The sequence below is a fragment of the Acinetobacter sp. USHLN143 genome (assembly GCF_037145695.1).
Taxonomy (GTDB): domain Bacteria; phylum Pseudomonadota; class Gammaproteobacteria; order Pseudomonadales; family Moraxellaceae; genus Acinetobacter; species Acinetobacter fasciculus.
The window spans coordinates 40176-62259 of record NZ_JBBCWZ010000011.1 but is presented as its reverse complement, the minus strand read 5'-3'; the positions used below and the strand labels follow the sequence as shown (position 1 = coordinate 62259).

General features: G+C 46.5%; 16 protein-coding genes. 8 read left to right on the top strand and 8 right to left on the bottom strand.

Annotation, left to right across the window (positions count from 1 at the left end):
• Positions 1-556: 556 nt before the first annotated feature.
• Positions 557-1453: a porin Omp33-36 gene (gene omp33-36, locus WFH18_RS05195; protein WP_155861676.1), complete on the top strand. Its 897-nt coding sequence runs from the start codon at positions 557-559 to the stop codon at positions 1451-1453.
• Between the two features lie 68 nt (positions 1454-1521).
• On the opposite strand, the gene WFH18_RS05190 is transcribed toward omp33-36, so the two are convergent.
• The 4 genes from WFH18_RS05190 to WFH18_RS05175 form a co-directional block, all read right to left on the bottom strand.
• A complete protein-coding gene (locus WFH18_RS05190; RefSeq protein ID WP_155861675.1) occupies positions 1522-3492 on the bottom strand; it encodes a BCCT family transporter in 1971 nt (656 codons plus the stop codon).
• Positions 3493-3664: 172 nt separating this feature from the next.
• The gene (locus WFH18_RS05185) at positions 3665-4381 is read right to left on the bottom strand and encodes an ion channel (RefSeq protein ID WP_155861674.1); all 717 of its coding nucleotides are present in this window, start codon (positions 4379-4381) and stop codon (positions 3665-3667) included.
• Between the two features lie 247 nt (positions 4382-4628).
• The gene (locus WFH18_RS05180; RefSeq protein ID WP_155861673.1) at positions 4629-6335 is read right to left on the bottom strand and encodes a cation acetate symporter; all 1707 of its coding nucleotides are present in this window, start codon (positions 6333-6335) and stop codon (positions 4629-4631) included.
• 1 nt (position 6336) lies between these two features.
• Positions 6337-6669, bottom strand: coding sequence for a DUF485 domain-containing protein (locus WFH18_RS05175; protein WP_155861672.1), 333 nt, complete (start codon positions 6667-6669; stop codon positions 6337-6339).
• Between the two features lie 181 nt (positions 6670-6850).
• On the opposite strand from WFH18_RS05175, the gene WFH18_RS05170 reads away from it, so the two are divergent.
• A complete protein-coding gene (locus WFH18_RS05170; protein WP_155861671.1) occupies positions 6851-10342 on the top strand; it encodes a hybrid sensor histidine kinase/response regulator in 3492 nt (1163 codons plus the stop codon).
• Between the two features lie 410 nt (positions 10343-10752).
• Positions 10753-11514 (top strand): hypothetical protein, encoded by a 762-nt coding sequence (locus WFH18_RS05165; protein WP_155861670.1) that lies wholly within the window; start codon positions 10753-10755, stop codon positions 11512-11514.
• A gap of 89 nt (positions 11515-11603) precedes the next feature.
• Here the strand turns inward: WFH18_RS05165 and WFH18_RS05160 are convergent, their stop codons facing one another.
• Positions 11604-12254: a response regulator gene (locus WFH18_RS05160; RefSeq protein WP_004281370.1), complete on the bottom strand. Its 651-nt coding sequence runs from the start codon at positions 12252-12254 to the stop codon at positions 11604-11606.
• A 376-nt stretch (positions 12255-12630) separates the two neighbouring features.
• Here WFH18_RS05160 and msuE point away from each other — a divergent pair, with 376 nt between their 5' ends.
• The 3 genes from msuE to WFH18_RS05145 all read left to right on the top strand — a co-directional run bounded on the left by msuE (position 12631) and on the right by WFH18_RS05145 (position 16061).
• Positions 12631-13365: an FMN reductase gene (gene msuE / locus WFH18_RS05155; protein WP_004281368.1), complete on the top strand. Its 735-nt coding sequence runs from the start codon at positions 12631-12633 to the stop codon at positions 13363-13365.
• Between the two features lie 26 nt (positions 13366-13391).
• Positions 13392-14504, top strand: coding sequence for a dimethylsulfone monooxygenase SfnG (gene sfnG / locus WFH18_RS05150; protein WP_155861669.1), 1113 nt, complete (start codon positions 13392-13394; stop codon positions 14502-14504).
• 147 nt (positions 14505-14651) lie between these two features.
• On the top strand, positions 14652-16061 hold the full coding sequence (locus WFH18_RS05145) for a cryptochrome/photolyase family protein (protein WP_155861668.1): 1410 nt from the start codon (positions 14652-14654) through the stop codon (positions 16059-16061).
• 61 nt (positions 16062-16122) lie between these two features.
• Here WFH18_RS05145 and WFH18_RS05140 read toward each other — a convergent pair whose 3' ends face one another.
• Together WFH18_RS05140 and acs are read right to left on the bottom strand one after the other, a co-directional pair.
• Positions 16123-17304, bottom strand: a complete 1182-nt coding sequence (locus tag WFH18_RS05140; RefSeq protein ID WP_138743212.1) for an acyl-CoA dehydrogenase family protein — start codon at positions 17302-17304, stop codon at positions 16123-16125.
• Positions 17305-17436: 132 nt separating this feature from the next.
• Positions 17437-19383: an acetate--CoA ligase gene (gene acs, locus WFH18_RS05135; protein ID WP_138743211.1), complete on the bottom strand. Its 1947-nt coding sequence runs from the start codon at positions 19381-19383 to the stop codon at positions 17437-17439.
• Positions 19384-19652: 269 nt separating this feature from the next.
• Between acs and WFH18_RS05130 the strand changes: the two genes are divergently transcribed.
• Together WFH18_RS05130 and WFH18_RS05125 are read left to right on the top strand one after the other, a co-directional pair.
• Positions 19653-20231 carry a DUF805 domain-containing protein gene (locus WFH18_RS05130; RefSeq protein WP_155861667.1) on the top strand — a complete coding sequence of 193 codons (579 nt, stop codon included), beginning with the start codon at positions 19653-19655 and terminating at the stop codon, positions 20229-20231.
• A 106-nt stretch (positions 20232-20337) separates the two neighbouring features.
• A complete protein-coding gene (locus tag WFH18_RS05125; RefSeq protein ID WP_004281355.1) occupies positions 20338-21318 on the top strand; it encodes a mechanosensitive ion channel family protein in 981 nt (326 codons plus the stop codon).
• Here WFH18_RS05125 and WFH18_RS05120 read toward each other — a convergent pair.
• Entirely contained in the window at positions 21292-22005 is a 714-nt protein-coding gene (locus WFH18_RS05120) for a 16S rRNA (uracil(1498)-N(3))-methyltransferase (RefSeq protein WP_155861666.1), read from the bottom strand. The genes WFH18_RS05125 and WFH18_RS05120 overlap by 27 nt on opposite strands.
• Between the last annotated feature and the right edge of the window lie 79 nt (positions 22006-22084).

The following is a 22084-nucleotide window of genomic DNA, read 5'->3' as shown; positions in this document are numbered from 1 at the left end:
ATTTGTTTAAGATGAGATATAACTCATTGAAATGTGTCATCATATTCGTCTTCAGAAAACAAGTATTATGCCATTATTTCAATGAGTTATCTTTTTTTGTCGTGTACAAAGCAAGATTATAAAACATGCCCATTTAGCTCAAAAAACAGACATCTACTCTAAGACCCAAGCTGATGATGCTTTAAAATCAAGCAATCCAATCAAGACATGAGGCGCCAGACACCTTGCACTTCTTGACACATTTATGAATTAGCTCACCTATTATTAATTGTTTTAATAGATAAATATATTATAATTAATCGTATTAATTGATTAAAATAACAACATAATTTCTCCTTAATCTTTAGTCCCGATTCTATATTTAAAGTCTAGATTTTTGTTATACAAGAGTTTTTATATAAAATAGCTTCGGAGCCTAATACTTGAATTTTACACAAAATTAATACAATGATTTAGCTTAAAAAAATAGCGATTTCGAATTGGATTGACTTAATAAATTGTCACAATACAATGTGTTCCAAAGCTGTACACATCTTGTAACAAAACGGTAAATATCATGAAAAAACTCGGTTTAGCCACTGCTTTATTATTAGCCATGACCGGTGCTCAAGCATATCAATTTGAAGTTCAAGGTCAGTCAGAGTTCATCGACAACACTGTGAATGAACAAGACTTCACTGGTGCAGTTCAAGGTACTTACTACTTCAACAATGTTGATGCTTCTAAAGGTCCTTTAGCTGAAGCTGCTTTTTTAAACCAAGCATCTAATGTTTCTGCTGCTTATACATACGGCGAAGACGGACAAGAATTTGGTGACCGCACTGTGCACCATACTTTCGGTGTAAAAGGTGAAGCGTATATCCCGACTAAAGTTGTTCCTGCTTATGCAAGCGCTTCTTATAGCCATACCATCACTGATAACAAAGCTGGTAACCCAACAGATGATAATGGCGACCGTTATGCATTAGAACTTGGTGCTTTAGTTGCTCCTAACTTCTTAGTTGCTGTTGGTTATACCAGCGTTGCTGACCAAGCTTCTTTAGATGCATTCAATATTGTGTCTAACGGCGTTGCTAAAGCTGCTCTTGAATCTGCAACAATTGCTGATAAGACAGATGCGATCACTGCACGTACTAAATACGTTGGTGCAATCGACGGTACTAACATGTCAATTGGTTTTGAAAGCGGTTTAGTTTATGGTGAAGATACTGCCTACAACTTAGGTACAACTCTTTTCCTTAACCCACAGTTAAGCGTTGGTGCTTCTTATATGGAATCTAGCTTTGCTGGTTCTCCAGACAAAGCTTGGGGCGCGAACGTAAACTACTTCATTACTCCTGCTGTTGCAGTTGGCGCATCTTATGTAAATGCTAACTACGAAGCAAATCTTGCGCAAACTGCTCAAGTTCGTGATACTCAAACGATCGGCGTAAATGCCAAATTCCGTTTCTAATTTCTGATTAGATTCTGAATCAAAAAAGGACGCATATTGCGTCCTTTTTTATTGTTTTATGACTCTGTTTACTCAGGCGTACGTACCAGACTTAAGAAGTGCAAATGACGTTCATATTGATCAATGATATCCTGCAATAGATCTTCTTGCGTCCACTCCATCACATCATAACCCTGCCCACCTTCTCTTAAAAAGACTTCTGCCTGATAGGAATCTACTCCCGCATTCTCCAGTTCAGCCATAAAGCTTGGACTTAAAGTCTGAGTGGCATTGACCTGATAGATAAAATTAATTTCATCCTGATGATCAACACGGAGCTGTATACCGTCTTCTAGCGGGCTAATCGCTACATGTAATCGGCGCCGTTTCAATTCACTTTGAAAGCTGAGAAATGCGTTATTCACCGTATTGTGAATATACTGCTGCACCTCTTCCTGAGTATGCGGATAATGCATGATCAGGCCTAAGCGCTGTTGCCAGCTGCGTGGATTCTGGATCGCACGCGGGGTAATCCGTGCGGCTTGCAGTGCATGCATTTTGGTGACATCCAGATGTAGGGCTTTGATTAATCCCCAACACATCAGCAGCATAATAAATGTAAATGGCAAAGCGCTCATAATCGTGGCCGATTGCAAGGCCTCTAAGCCACCGGCCAGCAAAAGGATGATGGCTAATAAAGCCATGAGTACGGTCCAGAACAGACGCTGCCAAGTCGGTGAATTATCACTTTTCGCTGTCAGATAATCAGTCACCAATGCCCCTGAATCGGCAGAAGTCACAAAGAACAGCATGACCAGTAAAGTTGCAATGATGCTGGTCACTGAGCTGAAAGGCAGATTGTTCAGAAACTCAAATAGGGCCACTGATGAATCACGCTGAACTGCCTCTAATAAGCCAGTATTGGCTTCATGCATAATACTGTACAGTGCGGCATTGCCCATAAAGCCCATCCAGATCAGGGTAAATCCAGTCGGAATCAGCAATACACCCACGATAAATTCACGAATACTGCGGCCTTCCGAGACCCGGGCAATAAACATCCCGACAAATGGCGACCAGGAAATCCACCAGGCCCAGTACATGATGGTCCAGCCCCCAATCCAGCCACTTGGCTGATAGGCATACAGATTAAAGGTCATACTGAACAGATTTGAAACATACTGGCCGGCATTCTGAATAGTCGTCTGTAACAGATAAATACTCGGACCTGCCACAAAGACAAAAATCAGCAACAGCAGTGCAAGTACCAAATTTAGTTCAGATAAACGTTTAATTCCTTTGTCTAATCCAAAAAATACGGAAGTCGCCGCCATGGCACTGACCACAATAATCAAAATGACCTGAGTACTGGGTGCCTGTTCAATGCCAAACAAATAGTTCAAACCTGAATTGATTTGGGTCACCCCGAAACCAAGCGTAGTAGCGACACCAAATACCGTACCAATGGTGGCAAAGGTATCGACGCCATCTCCAATCGGTCCATAGATCTTTTGACCAATCAGCGGATACAAGGCCGAACGGATTTTTAAAGGCAATTGATGCCGATAAGCAAAATAAGCTAACGATAGGCCAACAAGCGTATAAATGGCCCAGGCATGTAAGCCCCAGTGGAAAAAGGTGACCCGCATAGATTGTTGTGCAGCCAGTACGGTTTCAGGTTCACCGGCAGGTGGCGTGACATAATGCATCACCGGTTCGGCCACACCAAAGAACATCAGGCCAATCCCCATCCCTGCGGTGAATAGCATCGCAAACCAAGAGGCACTGCTATATTTCGGCTGGCTATGGTCGGGCCCCAGTTTGATTTTGCCCATATCCGACAGGGCAATATAAACCAGAAGGATGAGAAATATCGCCACCGACAATACATAGAACCAGCTAAAGGAGGTGGTAATCCACTGGTTCATTTGCTGGGTGAGAACTGAAAAAGTATCGGGTGCAAATACGACCAACGCTAAAAATATCGCAATAATGGCGACAGTACTGATAAAAACATTTGGATTGATATTGGCAAACCAAGATGGTTTTGTGGAAGGCATACATCCTCCATTTTTTAAAAATTGGATCGACAAACAGCGTCAAATAATTATTGGTAAGGTCAAAATGATCAGACAGATTCAGTCTATGGGAGCTAGATCTCCTGCTATTTTAGGGTGTGACACGAAATAAAGCCGTTAAGTTACTGTAACAAATACAATAAAAGAATGAGCTTCATTGCTCAGGCGGGTTTTCTCTATTTTTCACATTCTTTTTATGCGGTAGACGTGCGATATATTGCAAGGCAATTAAGCGGGATACAATCAGCGCCAGATACATCACCCCGACAAACATCTGGATAATCGCCAGCATCCGTGCGACCGGACTGACCGGCATGATATCGGACAGTCCTGTTGCAGACTGTACACTGAAACTGAGAAAAATCAGATCCAGCCAGGGTTGATAGGCTTGCAGATCGGAGTCTGAAAAGCTGTACGGCACCAAGAGCTGGCAGATACTGTAAAGGAAGGCAAAGCCCCAGGCCAGCAAGGTAAATACTGCGCCAGCGGCAAAGAGTTCATCCTTGGTCAGATAACGGTCATGGAACATATAACGTAGCAGGCCATAGGCTGCACTGAAATAAGCACCGGCTTCAAACAGGTTGGCGGTAACATGGATCCAAGTATAATGCAGCCCCAGCACAATCAGGGAGGAGAAGAAAATCGCGCCGGCGACAAAGCTGAGTCCTAAAATGGTAAACATCGGAGTCTGGCGAATGACTCTGGCAATCACCAGTAAAACCAGAACACCCAGCACCCAGGTTCCCGCCCGATAAGACACGCTTCCATAACTCAATACCGACAAGAGCAAGATCAGCAATTGCAGGCACAACAGCCATGCCGAAGGCAAATGGGTAAAGCTGTTCCAGAACTGCTGCAGAGATTGCTTCATAATGCCCTTCTTGTTGCTCTTCTTGTCACTATCTTCATGTAGGGAACACATTGTTATGGTTAGCCGCTTTTAACATAGCATGCTCAAAGCAGCTTGCAGAGATGCGATTTGTATGAAAATTACTTAAATAACACTGTACAAATCCAGCCAGCTCAATTCAATACGGCGTTTATACTAAAGAAAAAACTTGATGATATCTCCATAAAAAAAAAGCCCCTGATGGGGCTTTTTTAGCGTAGCGCGGATCTTAGTGATCCGATGCGCCTGAGATACCAATACCAGTTTGTGAGCGTACAAACTGGGCATCAAAGGCTTTGCGTTCTGCCTGAGCCTGTGCCGAATTATCCGTCACAGAGAACAACCAACAGCAGAAGAATGACAATGGCATTGCGAAGATTGCAGGACCATTGAACGGGTTCACTGGTGTATCAGAAATACCCAAAGTATCGACCCATACTGCTTTAGACAGTACAATCAAGGTTACTGCTGTTACCAGACCTGCAACACCACCAATAACTGCACCACGTGTCGTCAAGCCTTTCCAGAACATAGACAATACCAGTACTGGGAAGTTGGCACATGCCGCAACCGAGAATGCCAGACCGACCATGAAGGCTACGTTTTGTTTCTCGAACAGAATCCCGAGAATCATTGCAAAGATCGCAAGACCTAAAGTCGCAATCTTAGACATACGTAGTTCAGAGGCAGGCGTAGTTTGGCCTTTCTTCAACACGTTGGCATACAAGTCATGCGAAATAGCTGAGGCACCTGACAGAGTCAAACCAGCAACGACTGCAAGAATCGTGGCGAATGCAACTGCAGAAATGAAGCCCATGAACAGGTCACCGCCTACTGCATCAGACAGGTGCACCGCCGCCATGTTATTACCACCGACCAGCTCCAGCTTGCCAGTCACTGCCATTTTTGCAACATCAAGGAATTGCGGGTTGTTCGATACATACAGAATCGCACCGAAACCAATGATGAAGGTGAGCAGATAGAAATAACCAATAAAACCTGTAGCAACCACTACTGACTTACGCGCTTCTTTGGCATCTTTTACCGTGAAGAAACGCATCAGGATATGTGGAAGACCTGCTGTACCAAACATCAATGCCAGACCTAAAGAAATCGCATCAATCGGATTAGACGCCAGACTACCCGGACCCATGATCTTGGTCGCATCTGTCAGGCTCAAGTCATGTACTTTTGAGTAGACACCAATCGCCTGTTCAAACATGTTGGTAAAGCTGAAGCCCACGCCTTTCATGACCATGAATGCCATAAAGGTCGCACCAGACAGCAACATTACAGCCTTGATGATCTGTACCCAGGTGGTCGCCAACATACCGCCGAAGATGACATAAGCCATCATCAGCAAGCCAACGATCACGACTGCAATGTTATAGTTCAGACCGAATAGAAGTTTGATCAGCTGACCTGCACCCACCATCTGTGCAATCAGGTAGAACGCCACCACAACCAGTGAACTTAAAGCAGCCAAGGTACGTACCGGTTTTTCCTGCAAGCGGAAAGATACTACGTCTGACAGGTTGTATTTACCCAGGTTACGCAGACGTTCTGCCACCAGGAACAATACGATCGGCCAACCGACCATAAAGCCCAGTGAATACAGCAAGCCATCAAAGCCTGACAGGAACACCATCGCGGAAATACCCAGGAATGATGCTGCTGACATATAGTCACCGGCAATGGCCAGGCCATTCTGGAAACCAGAAATACCGCCACCGGCCGTATAGAAATCTGTGGTGCTGGTGGTTTGTTTCGCTGCCCATTTGGTAATGAACAGTGTTGCACCTACGAAAATCACAAACATGATAATCGCGTGCCAGTTGGTCGCCTGCTGTTCTGCGGCACCCAGATCAGGACCAGCGAAAGCCATACCTGAGGCCATTGCGGTTGCAGCAAGGGTAATAAGAGAATTCCATTTCATCTTAGTGGTGTCCTTTTTCATGAGCAATCGCTTCGACTTCACGGATTGCTTCTGCAGTCAATTGATCAAGTTTGTTATTGGCAATGTATGAATACACACCACACAAGATAAACGACAAGACAATGATACCCAGACCGAGTGGAATACCCCACGTGGTCACACCACCTGAAAGTGAAGACAATAGAAATTCTTTGTTGTAACCAACCAGCAACATGAAACCCACATAGATAAATAGCATAATGCCGGTCAACGTCCAGCTGAGCATACTTTTCTTGCGGACCATTTCCTTGAATTTTGGATTTTGTAGAATTCGATCTACTTGTACCTCATCCATAGTTACACTCCTGTAGCCCAACCATGGGCCTACTATTTTTAATTTGAATTATCACTATCACAAGTTAACAAGATTCGTATGTGCTTGTAATTTAGACTTTGGTCGTTAAAAAATGATCAATTTAAACTGTAGCGTTCATGATGCGCTATCATAGCGGCATGCTCAGCACACATCAGGCTATATGAACAGTTGGCTCATCATAGGGGTACTTGCCCTCTATATCGCATTACTCTTTATCTGCGCTTTTTACGGAGAAAAACATGCCAGCCGGCTGAGTACCCGTGGGCGCATGTTATTGTTCAGTTTAACTTTAGGAGTGTACTGTTCCTCCTGGACCTTTTACGGGGCCACTGGTGCGGCGGTACGTGAAGGCATTATTTTCCTGCCGATCTATCTGGGCCCGCTGTTATTCGTGGCTGTGGGCTACGATATCTGGCGCCGTCTGGGACGGGTACGCCAGCATCATGCCATTTCCTCAATCGCGGACTTTGTCGCTGCACGCTATGGTAAAAGTGGCCCACTGGCATCCCTGGTGACCATTCTGGCGGTGGTCGCCATTGTGCCTTATCTGGCCTTGCAGTTACGTGCGATTGCCTTAAGTGCCGCCGTCATTCTGGAACCTTCCGCAGGGGTAACAGGCACGACCAATGGCGTACTGTTTCTGACTGGGGTTCTGGCAATACTGGCGATGATGTTTGGTACCCGGCAGATTGCCAATACTGAACAGCATGGCGGCCTGATGCTGGCCGTGGCATTTGAGTCTTTTGTCAAACTCTTCGCCCTGCTGGCAGTTGCCTGTTTCTTTATGTTTGAAGCACCAGAAAATCTGGCACAGATCAGTAGCGATATCAGCACTACTTTTCATGATGTACAACTGTTTGGCGTGCCACAAAGTTTCTGGATTCAGACCCTGCTCGCGGCACTGGCCATTATCTGCCTGCCGCGTCAGTTCCATGTAGCTGTGGTTGAGCTACGTGATGAAAAACATATTCGTGGTGCGCGGCGTTGGTTTGCAGTTTATTTGATTCTGACTACCTTGGCGATTATTCCAATTGCCAGCTGGGCGCTACATGCTGCACCGCAATATCTGGCCATTCCGGATGTGGCGGTCCTGTCCTTACCACTTAGCTATAATCAGGACTGGTTGACCTTATTGGCATTTCTGGGTGGTTTCTCTGCCTCTACCGGGATGCTGCTGGTGTCTTCCGTGGCACTGTCAATCATGCTCAGCAATGACCTGATCATGCCGGCGTTGTGGCGTTTAAAGCTGATTTCCCGGCATGACAAACGCTTGCCGTTGGTGCTGAAATTTACCCGCCGGGTCTGTATCCTGGGTGTGATGTTGATGGGCTTCCTGTTCTTCAACTTCTTTAATGATATTGACCAGCTGTCAGTTTTTGGCCTGTTGGCGTTTAGTGCGGTGGCACAATTCGCCCCTGCCCTGATCGGCGGCCTGTACTGGCGTGGCGGCAGTAAACAGGGTGTATATGCCGGATTGTTGACCGGTTTTGCCTTGTGGGCTTATACCCTGCTGTTTCCGACCATTTTGCGCAGCCTGCCCGAAGCCTATAGCAGCTTTAGTCAAAACTTGCTGAATCAGGGTCCTTTTGGCTGGAACTGGTTAAGACCGGAAGCCCTGATCGGTTTTGAGTCTTTTGATCCGCTCACGCATGGAGTAGTCTGGGCACTGGGCTTAAATACCCTGCTGTATATCTGGATTTCCCGTATTTTCCGCCCAAGTATTGCCGAACAGATTCAGGCCGAAAGTTTCTTCTATTATGAAACCAAGCCACTACCCTCGCAGAGTCCTTCTACCGAGGTCAGCTATTCGCATCAGGATGTCGCCCGTTTAAAAGTTGGTGACCTGATTACCCTGGCCAAACGCATTACCGGCGAAGGCCCAACCACACGCGCTTTCCAGCAGTTTTGTACCCAAAACAGTGTTGAACTGAATGAAAACAGCAGTGCCAATGGCATGTGGTGGCGTTTCACTGAGCAATATCTGGCGGGGACTATCGGGGCAGCCTCGGCACGTACCCTGTTGACCACAGCTATGGTTAATAATGGTTTGGCATTGGGTCAGGTCGCCAATATTCTCGATCAGGCCTCGCAATGGCAACGCTTTAATCAGAACCTGATCATGACCATGATTGATCACATGACCCAAGGGGTCAGCGTAGTCGATGAAAACATGTGTCTGGTCGCATGGAACAATCAGTATCTGAAACTGTTCGATTATCCGACCGATATTGTCTATGTCGGTTGTCCAATCGCAGACCTGATCCGTTATAACGCTGAACGTGGTGAATGTGGCCCGGGCTCGGTTGAAGAACATGTACGGAAACGGATTCACTGGATGCAGGTCGGCAGTGCCCATGAATTTGAACGGATTCGTAAAGATGGCCGCGTCATTCAGATGCGCGGCAATCCGATCGAAGGCGGCGGGTTCGTTACCACTTTCGCCGATATTACTGCCTTCCGTGAAAATGAAGCCGTGCTTGAAGCCCGCGTTCAGGACCGTACCCAGCAGCTGGCCGATGCATTGTCCGAGCAGCAACTGGCGCGTGAACAGGCCGATAAGGCCAATATGTCAAAAAGCCGCTTCATTGCAGCCGCCAGTCATGACCTGTTGCAGCCAATGCATGCCGCGCGCCTGTTCAGTACCGCACTCGAACAAAGCGTGCAGAATGATGAAGACCGCAAGACCTTACAACAACTGGATCGTGCCCTGCATGGCGCAGAAAGCATGCTGTCTGCCCTGCTGGATATTGCCCGACTGGAAGGTGGCACGATTCAGCCGAAACGTCAGGCTTATCCGCTGCATGACCTGCTCAGCGATCTGGAACTCCAGTTCAAATCTATCGCTGCACAACGTGGCATCAAGTTCAGTGTGCATGATGCGCAGTTCTGGATTGATACCGATCCGCAATGGATTCGCCGGATTATCCAGAACTTTGTCAGCAATGCGCTGCGTTATACCGCCAAAGGTAAAGTGGTGGTGGGTGTGTTACGTTCGAGTAGTAGACCGAATCATATCCGCATTGGCGTCTGGGATACCGGACCCGGCATTGCCGAAGAACAGCGCATCAAGCTGTTTCAGGAATTTGAACGTTGCGGTCACACCTCACCTTGGGGTGAACAGGGTCTGGGTCTAGGTTTGGCGATCGTACAACGCATGACCAGCATGCTGGACTATCCGGTGCATGTATCTTCTGCGCTGGGCAAAGGCTCCTGCTTTATGATTGAAGTGCCTGTGATTGAGGCACCTAAAGTTGTTGCAGCACCGGTTCAGGCCGTACCTTTAAAGAGCAAGGCCTTTAAGATTCTATGTCTGGATAATGATGAAACCATTCTGGAAGGCATGTCGACCTTATTGACTAAATGGGGCTATCAGGTATTTAAAGCCACCGAACCTGAGCAAGCAGCCATGCTGATTCAGCAGGAAAATATTCAGGTTTGGCTGGTGGATCAGCATCTCAACCAAGACAAGATTGGTCTGGATTTCATTCTGGAACATCGTTCAAAGGATATTCCGGTCGCCTTGATTACCGCTGACTCCGATCCGGAATTACCGCAACGTCTGAAAGAGCTGAATATTGTTCTGCTGAAAAAACCACTGAAACCGGCATCATTACGTTCATGGTTATCTGGACTGAAAATTTCTGATTCCTAAATAGATACTGATCTGATCAATGCCCATTTCAAACCTTGAGATGGGCATTTTTTATACTCAACTGCCACATAAACTTACCTAGCTTGCATAAAATTTATTCTAATGTGCTAAAAGCAGCAAATATGCCGAAAATACAGCTGAATAGATTGACCAAAATGCTCATTTTTTAATTCACTATGGCAAAAACTGACGAATGTATTAATGTACATGTGTACACTTAGTTACAATTAATTATCTTATTGTTTTTAATAAAAATTAAAGAGTAATTTTCCACTACTATAACTTTAGTCGTATTTTTATCCCTTGTACTTGGCTCTAAAGATAGAGGAATAAGAAACGATCAGTTTCCATCTCATGTAGCCTTAATTTTTTTGGTCGCTGATCTATTTCTGCATATCGGAGTTCTTCACATGAACATAGATCAAAACCAGGGCCTGAATCAGACCCAGCAGTTTCACCGTCAATATGGCGCCAACGCCTTATTGCCAAGCATTGACTGGGCACAGATCTTTAAATACAGCAAGTTGAACGATGCCCAGTATCAAGCACTGGAAACGCTGTATCAGAGTGCAGTCCCTCTGGCACTGCAAGTCTTTGATGAATTACATTTTGATGTCTTTGAACCTTATGCCTACAAGCCGCAAGGTCTGGGACTATTTGAAAAGATTGCTGAACAGGAAGACAAGCTGATTCAGTCTTTAGAAGCTGAAACAGAGGACCTTCCAGCAAAAACCCGTCATCAGATCTGGAGCATGTTGCTGCGTGGTGGCGCGGTACTGGTCTTTAAGGCCTGGCTGGGTAAGGTCAAAAATGAAGAAGATTGCCTGGACACCAGCCAGTTTGATGAGCTGTCTGATCTGTTATTTATCAAAACCTGCCCACATGAACTGGCGCAACGTTTACATGTCGATCCGAATACGCGCGACGAACATGTCTTCCTGATGTATGACAATGAAGTTTATCTAGATCGTTTTAACAGTCTGGAAACTGCAGCACTGTTTGTGGATCTGGGTGTTTATGATGCGACTTTCCTGAGTCTGCGTGATGATCGCGTGGCGGAATATCTGAAGTCGAAAAGTTATGTCACCGAAGAGCAGATTGATGAATTGCAATGTGCCTTAAATCCTTTGTTTTGTGATGATTTCACCCGCAAACAGGATTATATCGCCTAGCTGACTCAGGTCTTTGCACTCAGTTTTTCAGATTTCGCCCATAAAAAAAGACCTCCAAGGAGGTCTTTTTCAATTCGGCTATGCAGAACTTACATTTTGCGGTCTTCAATATTCAGTGCATTGATGGCCAATACCGCTTGTGTCCGGTTTTGTACCCCAAGCTTACGGAAGATTGCAGTCACATGCGCTTTAATCGTCGCTTCTGACACATCCAGTTCATAAGCGATCTGCTTGTTTAATAAACCTTCAGCCACCATCATCAATACCCGGAACTGTTGCGGCGTCAAAGACTGGATCCGTTCTGCCAAAGCCGTTTCATCGGCAGCACGAGGATCAAAATTCATATTGGCTGGCAGATTTGGCGGTAACCAGATTTCACCTTCCAGCACTTCACGAATCGCTTCACCGATATGGCTTGGATGGGCAGATTTAGGAATATAGCCCATTGCACCATGTGCAATGGCACGCTGGATAATGCTGACTTCTTCATGCGCAGACACGACAATAATCGGTAAAGACGGATATTGTGCACGGACATGCACCAGGGCAGAAAAGCCAGAAGCGCCTGGCAGGTTTAAATCCAGCAGCACAAGATCAGGCTCAGGGCCATTTTCTAGACGTTCATAAAATTCATTGACTGCCGCAGTTTCATGAATCTGGGCTTGTGGCAGGCTATAACGTACAGCTTGAATCAAGGCATGACGAAATAGTGGATGATCATCAACGATTAAAATATTCATAGGCAACGTGAGAAAGATCTTGGCACGGTAGCCCCTATTCTAACCACACAACCCGGTTAAGGATATGCAAGACACTACAATTTTTAAAATAATATGCAGTTTTTCTTCAAAATTGCCCATTTTTGTACTATTGCAATAATTGTTTAATTCTCATCACTTTTTTATATATCACTTATTCCTCACTGAAAAAGCTTATCTTTATTCAATATAAATATAAATGTCATTCACTTATAAAAAAATTCTCCTTAAGAATCGAGCCTTTGTCGTATATCGCAAAATCAGATAACTTTTCAGCTTTTCGTTATTTTACAGCCCTTCGCTGAATCGGGATTAATAGGGTCATTCCGAGATTACCCCTATTTTCCAGGTTCTAAATATGTCTAATTTTAATGCGCAAAAACCCTTAAATATTGTGGCCGTATCTGGCGGTTTAAATCATCCCTCAAAAACCGAAGCCCTGGTTCAGGCCATTCTGGATGAGCTTGGGGAAGCGACACCAATCAATGTGCATTTCATTAAATTTAGCGAAATTGGTTCGCTCTTGGGAGGTGCGATTTACCGGAATCAGTTGCCGCAACGCGTTCAAGATGATCTGGCAGCAGTAGAAGCCGCAGATGCGCTGATTGTCGGCACTCCAGTTTACCGCGCTTCATTTACCGGCCTGTTCAAGCATTTCTTTGACTTTGTTGAGCAAACGGCGCTGGTCGATGTTCCGGTATTACTGGCGGCTTCTGGTGGCAGTGACCGTCATGCGCTGGTTCTGGAACATCAACTGCGTCCCCTATTCAGCTTCTTTCAGGCACAGACTTTACCGATTGGGGTCTATGCTACCGACCGCGATTTCACCCCTGAATATACCATTCACAGTGAATTGCTCCGCGACCGGATTACCCTGGCTGTGGCGCGTGCATTGCCGATTCTGGAATGGGCACCAGCCAAGGGACAACGTGCTGAAGTCATCAAAGAAAAAACCATTCAAGCGAGTCAAAATCTGGGCATTAACAAGCAGATCGAACAGGAAGAAGTGCTGCCTTCAGCAGCCGTGCCGAGCCTGGATGCCGCAGAATCGCGCTTGCACAGCAAGAAAGCACCAAAGACTCAAGTGGCTTGAACACAGCATTGCAAAGGGTGATGAATATGTCGAATGATAAAAATATCGTATTTGCCTATTGGGTGCCGAATGTCAGTGGTGGCCTGGTGGTTAGTAATATCGAGCAGCGCACCGACTGGAGCTATGACTATAACGTGCGTCTGGCACAAACCGCTGAACAGGCAGGCTTTGATTATGCCCTGACCCAGATCCGTTTTACTGCCGGCTATAACGCAGAAAACCAGCATGAATCGGTCAGCTTCAGTCATGGCATTCTGGCCAAAACTGAACGCCTGAAAGTCATTGCCGCGATTCTGCCGGGTCCATGGAAGCCGGCACTGGCTGCAAAACAACTGGCGACGATTGACCATCTGAGCAATGGCCGGATCGCGATCAATGTGGTCAGTGGCTGGTTCCGCGGTGAGTTTGATGCCATTGGTGAAGAATGGCCGGAACATGACGAGCGTTATGCCCGTTCGGAAGAGTTTATCCGTAGCCTGAAAGGGGTCTGGAGCCAGAATAACTTTAATTTTGAAGGTAAATATTATCAATTCAAAGACTATACCCTGAGTCCAAAACCGCTACAAAAACCGCATATTGAAATCTTTCAGGGCGGCAGTTCCCGGGCAGCACGTGATATGGCTTCTCGCGTATCTGACTGGTACTTCACCAATGGCAATACCCCGGAAGAGCTGAAAAAACAGATCGATGATATTCGTGAAAAAGCCAAGGCAAATCATCACTCGGTGAAAATCGGCGTAAATGCCTTTGTGATTGCACGAGATAGCGAAGAAGAAGCTCAGGCTGTATTGCAGGAAATTATTAGCAAGGCCAATGTGCAGGCAGTGAAATCTTTTGGTGAAGCGACCCGTGAAGCCGGCGGAGCAAGTCAGGAAGGTGAAGGCAACTGGGCCCAATCCACCTTTGAAGATCTGGTGCAATACAATGATGGTTTCCGCACTAATCTGATCGGGACACCGCAGCAGATTGCTGAACGGATTATCGAGCTGAAAAAAGTGGGCGTTGATCTGATTCTGTCAGGCTTCCTGCACTTTATTGAAGAGGTTGAATATTTTGGCCAGAAGGTGCTGCCTTTGGTCCGTGAGCTTGAAGCACAACAGGCAACACCTGTGCAGCAAGAAGAAGCTGAGCCCGTATAATCATTCCAATAAATCTCAGCAGACTCACTCCCTCCCTCAAGGCTCGGCTTGGGGGATTTTTTTATGTGATAAAATTGTTGTCTGGCTAGGTTTGAGACCAGCAATTCCTTAAAATTCTGCACTAACGACTTTCCAAGAATTTTAATAATGCAACTGATCTGGTTTCGTCAAGACCTCCGCATTCATGATCATGCCGCGCTTTGGCATGCCACCCAGCAAGGACCCTGTTTTGCTCTCGTGGTTCTCTCTCCCGAACAATGGAAGCTGCATCAGGATGCCCGGATTAAAATCGATTTTTATCTGCGTCGACTCATTATCTTAAAGCAGCAGTTAGCGCAGCTGAATATTCCGTTAATCATTTTAAATGTTCCCTTATGGCAAAACCTGCCTGCCGAAATGCTAAGCCTGTGCCAAAAACTGCAGATTGATACGCTACATGCCAATATTGAAGTGGGCGTGAATGAACTGCAACGTGATGCACAGCTACAGCAGATGCTGGAACAGCAGCAGATCCGGGTCGAGCTGTATCATGATCGCAGCCTGTTTCCACTGACCAGTATCCGTAACCAGTCCAATCAACCCTATCAGGTCTATAACGCATTCAAGAAAAAGTGCTATGAGCGACTGATTCAGAGTATACCGGGCTGTTACCCTGACATTCAGGCTCAAGATCCGCTTGAATTACCAGACCAGCTGACCAGTTTTGATCTGCAAAAATTTGCGGCTGATTATTCTGTCGATCATGCTGCCCAGCTCTGGCCTGCAAAAGATCAAGCTGCCTTTGAGCTGCTCGATGATTTTATCGGGGAGAAAATGGCTCACTATAAAACTGAGCGAGATCTACCTGCAGTCGATGGTACCAGCCGCCTGTCACCATATCTGAATATCGGTATTCTCTCGATCCGTCAATGTATGCAGACCCTGTTTAAGGACGGATATTTCCAGATTGATAATATCGGTCAGCAGACTTGGCTAGATGAACTGCTCTGGCGCGAATTTTATCTGCATACCCTGTTTGATTTTCCCCGTGTATCCAGACATCGGCCTTTTAAGGAAAATACCGATAAAATCCAGTGGCGCAATGCACCGGATAATTTGGCTGCCTGGCAACAAGGACAAACCGGGATTCCAATTGTCGATGCCGGCATGCGGCAAATGCGGGCCACTGGCTGGATGCATAACCGGGTGCGCATGATTACTGCGATGTTTCTATGTAAAAACCTGCTGATTGACTGGCGTCTGGGAGAAAGCTGGTTCATGCAGCATCTGATTGATGGCGATTTGGCAGCGAACAATGGCGGTTGGCAATGGTGTGCCTCGACCGGCATGGATGCCGTACCTTATTTCCGGATTTTTAACCCGGTCAGCCAGTCACAGAAGTTTGATCCGAATGGAGATTACATCCGTCAATGGGTGCCAGAACTGGCGCATCTGGATGCCGAAAGCATTCATGACCCCTATGCCAAAAATCTGGATCTTGAACTGGATTATCCAAAACCGATCGTGGATTTAAAAGCCTCTCGTGTAAGAGCGATTGAAGCTTTCAAGCAAATTTAAAACCAAACTTTTTCATCCAGAATAAAACAGCCTCTGATAAAGAGGCTGTTTTATTTTCAGATCAGGAATAAAAGCTTGGATCAGGCACTTTTCCAGTCAGCACCCATTCCCCCACTTCCTGATACTTATAATCGATCGGATCATGCAAGGTCTGGGTGCGGACATTGCGCCAGAAGCGGTCCAGATTGAGCTTGGCCGTGGTGGCCCGCGCACCCATCACCTGGAAAATATTCTGGGTAATATAGAGAGAGGTATTGGTTGCGGCAATTTTAGCTGTGGCAATGGCAACCGAGACTTCACCGCGCTGTTCGGCACTTAAATCATTCCCAAGCTCCCAGGCTGCCTGTAAACCCTGAACTGCTTTATCTGCGAGTAAGCGTACACCTTCTAGCTGTACATAGAACTCGGCAAAATGCTTCTGGGTAAAAGGATCATTCACTGCATCGTCTGCCAGTGATTTGGACCAGGCTTTTTGGGTCTGTACGCCCTGTCTGGCGATTTCAAATGCTCCTTCTGCCACGCCCAAAAACAGATGCACGAAAATCAGCTGGGCAATCAAAGGCCGTAGACTGGAATACGGCGTACTCAGTGGACCTGGATTTAACAGCAATTCATCTTCATGAATGTTGACCTGCTCAAAATGGCTGGTACCACTGTCGGTCTGGCGTTGGCCTATATTGTTCCAGTCACCCAGAAAACTCACACCCTCTCGCCGGGTTGGAATCACGCCAATCAGCAGTTTTCCTGCTTCATCATAGCCAGAACACAGCAACATATCCGAATCGATCGAGCCAGAACAGAAGCTTTTATCGCCATGGAAAATATATTCATTTTCCGAGACTTGAGTTACCGTGGTACGACGGTCCAGCGGATTTAGGGTATTGCCCCAGAACAGATTATTTTGTGCAGTCTGTGTAAACCATGTTGCATACTGCTCAGGTTGGGAAAATAACTGTACGGTGGCAATCAATAAATGATGAAAGCCATAGACATGTGCCAGCGAGCTATCGACCTGCGCAATGCTCTGAATGGTTTTAAAAATTGTTTGCCAGTCTGCGCCCTGTCCACCATAAGCAACAGGAATCGACAAGCCGAGCAGGCCGCTGTTACGGATCAGGTCACGTTCATGTTTGGGATTACCGCCCTGCTTGTCTCGCTCTGCGGCAGTCTGGGCAAATTGCTGGGCTAGTTTCCGGGCAATATCGACAGGAGATTGATCTAAATATGGTGATCGTACATTCATTATTTTTAACTCATGTTCAGCATCTGGGCAGCTTAGCAGATCGGGGCGCCGGGCTATATCCGAAAGCATGCAGAGCTTATTCCTGATTTAAAAATACCGGCTGTATGCAGCCGGTATTTTATCTTCTAGCGATTAAGCAGTATTGCGCTGTACTTCGGCAATCAGATGATCCACCACTTGCGGTTCAGCCAAGGTCGAGGTATCGCCCAGGCTGTCCAGTTCATTGGCGGCAATCTTTCTCAGGATCCGACGCATAATTTTCCCGGAACGGGTTTTTGGCAAAGCCGGTGCCCAGTGCAGCGCATCCGGGGTCGCTACCGGACCAAGAAGCTTGCGCACCCAGCTGACCAGTTCGGCACGTAATTGATCTGAACTGGCCACATCAGCCTGCAAGGTCACAAAAGCACAAATTCCCTGGCCTTTAATGTCATGCGGCATCCCGACTACAGCGGCCTCTGCCACCGATTCATGCGCCACCAATGCACTTTCAATTTCTGCTGTACCTAAGCGGTGTCCGGATACATTCAGGACATCATCGACACGGCCGGTAATCCAGTAGTAACCGTCTTTATCACGACGCGCGCCATCTCCGGTAAAATAGGTTCCCGGATAGGTCGAGAAATAGGCTTCGATAAAACGCTCCGGGTCTCCCCAAATGGTACGCATCTGACCCGGCCAAGAATCCTTAATCACCAGATTGCCCTCAGCTTCACCCTCTAGTTCCTTGCCGTCAGCATCCACAATCGCAGGTTGTACGCCGAAGAAAGGCCGTGTCGCAGAACCGGGTTTTAGATCAGTCGCACCCGGCAATGGTGTAATCATGAAACCGCCTGTTTCAGTTTGCCACCAGGTATCGATGACGGGACAGCGGCTTTCACCGACCACGGTGTAGTACCAGTTCCAGGCTTCCGGATTAATCGGCTCACCCACTGATCCTAAAATTCTCAGGCTACTGCGGTCACTTTCCCGCACAAAAGCATCGCCCTCGCGCATCATGGCGCGGATCGCGGTCGGTGCAGTGTAGAGAATGGTGACGTTATGCTTATCGACAATATGTCCGGTACGCGCCCAGCTTGGATATTGCGGCACACCTTCAAACATCACGGTGGTGGTCCCATTCGAGAGTGGTCCATACAGCACATAGGAATGCCCGGTGATCCAGCCCACATCTGCGGTACACCAGAACACATCATCTTGCTTGATATCAAACGCTTCACGGAAAGTACAGTTGACATAGGTCAGATAACCACCGGTGCTATGCATCACGCCCTTGGGCTTGCCGGTAGAACCGGAGGTATACAGGATAAACAGCGGATCTTCGGCATTCATCGGTTCCGGTGGGCAGATGTCATTCACTGACATAATTTCCGTGTGATACCACAGATCACGCCCGTCCTGCATTTCAATCGGATTACCGGTGCGGTGTACCACCATTACATTTTGGATCGAGTCTGTACCCGCCAGTTTCAGTGCCTCATCGACATTGGCTTTCAGTGGAATGGCCTTACCGCCGCGCATGCCTGAATCGGCAGTAATCACCATTTTCGCCTGACAGTCTTCAATCCGGCTGGCCAAGGAATCTGGCGAGAAACCACCAAATACCACGCAATGCACCGCCCCGATCCGGGCACAGGCCAACATGGCAATCGCCGCTTCAGAGACCATTGGCATGTACAGCATGACCCGGTCGCCTTTCTGGATGCCATTTTTCTTCAGCACATTGGCAAAACGGCAAGTTTCATCATGCAGCTCGGCAAAGGAAATAATCTTGTGCCGCGAAGGATGATCCCCTTCCCAGATGATGGCCGGTTTATAAGGATGTTCTTTCAGGTGCCGATCCAGACAGTTGGCACTGACATTGAGCTGACCATCAGCAAACCATTTGATTTTAAAATCATCTTTGTTAAAACTGGTATTTTTGACTTGGGTAAAGGGCTTGATCCAGTCCAGACGTTGCGCCTGTTCTGCCCAAAATTTATCTGGCTGTTCTATAGAATACTGATAACGTTCGAAGTACTGATCTTCGAGCGTACGTGCTGTTTTTTTAAATTCTTCGGGTACTGGATAGATCTCTTGCATAGGTCACTTCCTTGATTTTGTTCTATCTCATCACGAGAGGTTAATGCTGCGTTGTTGATTGTTTTTTATGCATAATGGCAGTATGGCCTGCTTATTTCAAATCCAGCAATCATGCTTTCGTCGTAGATTATTTATACAAATTCAATCAAAATAAACCACAACTTACAGTACAGAATCTTCTGCGCAACTGTGTATGATCTGTAGCACAGCCCTTAAAAATAAAACTGACCGCTTGTGGTTATTTCATCTGATTTAGCAGGATACGCTTTATGAAATCGCCTGAATCTCCCTACTTTAGCCCGCCTGCATTGCCCGCAACCGATCATCCCTTGTCGATGAAAGGCCGCTTCGGACGCTTGAGCTTTATTGCCTGGTCGGCATTTCTGTATTTCATTTTTTTATTTGGCAGTATTGCACTGGGTCTTAGTATTGATATTGTGAATATTTCTACCCACTCCATGGATCCCAACTGGCTGATTTCACTGCAAGGCTTGGCCAGCATCGGTGTGCTGGTCATGGTTCTGATGTATGTGTATTTCGCTTTAGTGGTAACCGTTCGCCGTTTGCATGATATGAACCGCAGTGGCTGGTGGGCGCTATTATTTTTACTGCCGCTAGTAAACATTTTTGTATGGCTTTATATCGTTTTTGGTTCGGGCGATCGAGGCAGTAATCAGTATGGTCCGGCACGGATGACCTTGCTCTGGGAAAAAATTCTGGCCTGGTTGATGATTATCCTGACCCTGCTTAGCCTGTTGGGATCTATCGCTTTATTCAGTTATATGAGCGGTGAAGAACAGTCACCTACCCCCACGGAAATGATGCAAAAAACTACTAAATACTTTTAACAACAGTGCCGTTATTTTTAAAATTATCCACTGGTGACTTCGAGCCCTTATTAATTTTTTGCTGAACATCAGGCAAAATAGGCAAAATTTGAATTGTGGAATTTTTGTGGCAGAGCAAAACAATACCTTAAGCCAGGTAACAGAGGGCACCACGGAGTTGTTACATCAGGCAACTGAGAAAACGACCCAGACCGTGATTGAACATACCGCCAAGTATAATGATGCCTACAGTACCATTGACAAAATCATGGAGGGCTTCTGGGAGCGTGTACCTTATTTTTGTATCGCGCTAATCGTGATTACGATTTTCTGGTTACTCTCCAAAGTCTTCAAGTTTTTCGTACGTAAAACTTTGGAAAACCGTTCTTATACCCGCCAGAATCTGGTGTTGGTACTCAACCGTGTCGGCAGTACCTTTATTATTTTCTTTGGTATTCTGATTGGACTGGTGATTGCGGTTCCTGGCTTTACCCCGGGTCAGCTGATGAGTGCCCTCGGAATTGGTTCGGTCGCGATCGGTTTTGCCTTCAAGGATATTTTTCAGAACCTGCTCTCTGGCGTGCTGATTCTGCTCAGTGAACCGTTCAAGATTGGCGATGACATTATCGTGAATGGCATGGAAGGTACGGTTGAAGATATCCAGATTCGTGCAACCTTTTTACGCTCACCGGATGGCCGCCGTATCGTCATTCCAAACGCGACCGTCTACACCAGTGCGGTTACGGTGAATACCGCCTATACCCGTCGCCGCTGCGAATTCGTCGTGGGTATCGGCTATGAAGATGACATCCAGAAAGCCAAGGATCTGATTACCGCTATTTTAGATAAAGATCCGACCATCCTCAGCCAACCGGGCTTTAGTGTCAATGTGACGGCGCTGGCTGACTTTTCCATTACCCTGAAAGCCTTCTGGTGGGTCGATACCACTGAAACCGGCACCGGAACTTCAATCAGTGCGGTGCAGGAACGTGTGATTCAGGCTTTTGCCGAGCATAATATTTCGATTCCGTATCCGGTACAGGAAGTCAAAGTCTATCGTGGTGAGGGCAATGAAGAGGCTTCAGCCCGTGCTAAACAGTCGACCTAAAACATAAGGAATCACGGTTTCTGTACGGATAATACGGTTGCCCAGGCTCACAGCCTGGCAGCCGTTTTTTATGAGTAAATCAACTTCATATGGAATAAATCCACCCTCCGGACCAATAATAATCGTACAGGGATGCTCAATCGCAAATGGCATCGCTTGCTCTGCATAAGGATGTGCCACATAAGCCGGACCATCCGTACTAATCAAACCCGGCAAGATATCTTCAACAAAGGGTTTAAAGCGTTTATATAGCTCGATTTTCGGAGCAACCGTATCCCCTGCCTGTTCTAGCCCCAATTCGATATAATGATTTAACTGCTGTAAAAATGGGGTTTGCCAATAGCTTTTATCGACGCGGTAGCTATGCAGTAAAATGATTTTTTCAACGCCCAAAGTGACACTATCCATGATCAGACGGCGCAGTACTTTCGGACGTGGCAAGGCCACAATTAAAGTCACTGGCAATTTTTCTGGAACAGCTTCTTCTTGCAGCGGTTTCAAGCGCACTGCTTTTTCAGAGATTTCGACAATCTCAGTCAGGTAACGCAGACCTTCCCGAATTCCGACTTTTAACGTATCTCCCACCTGGATCTGCAAATGCTGCTGTAAATGTTCCAGTTGCCGAGTTGAGGTAATGGACCAAAGTTCAGTTTCGGTTTGACGTGAATCAAGCAGGATGATGTTCATAAAAAAGAAGACCAAAAAAATATGATATATCCCTCTATTGGCTAGAGGGTGGCGACAGGGATGTCGCCTGCAGTGCTGA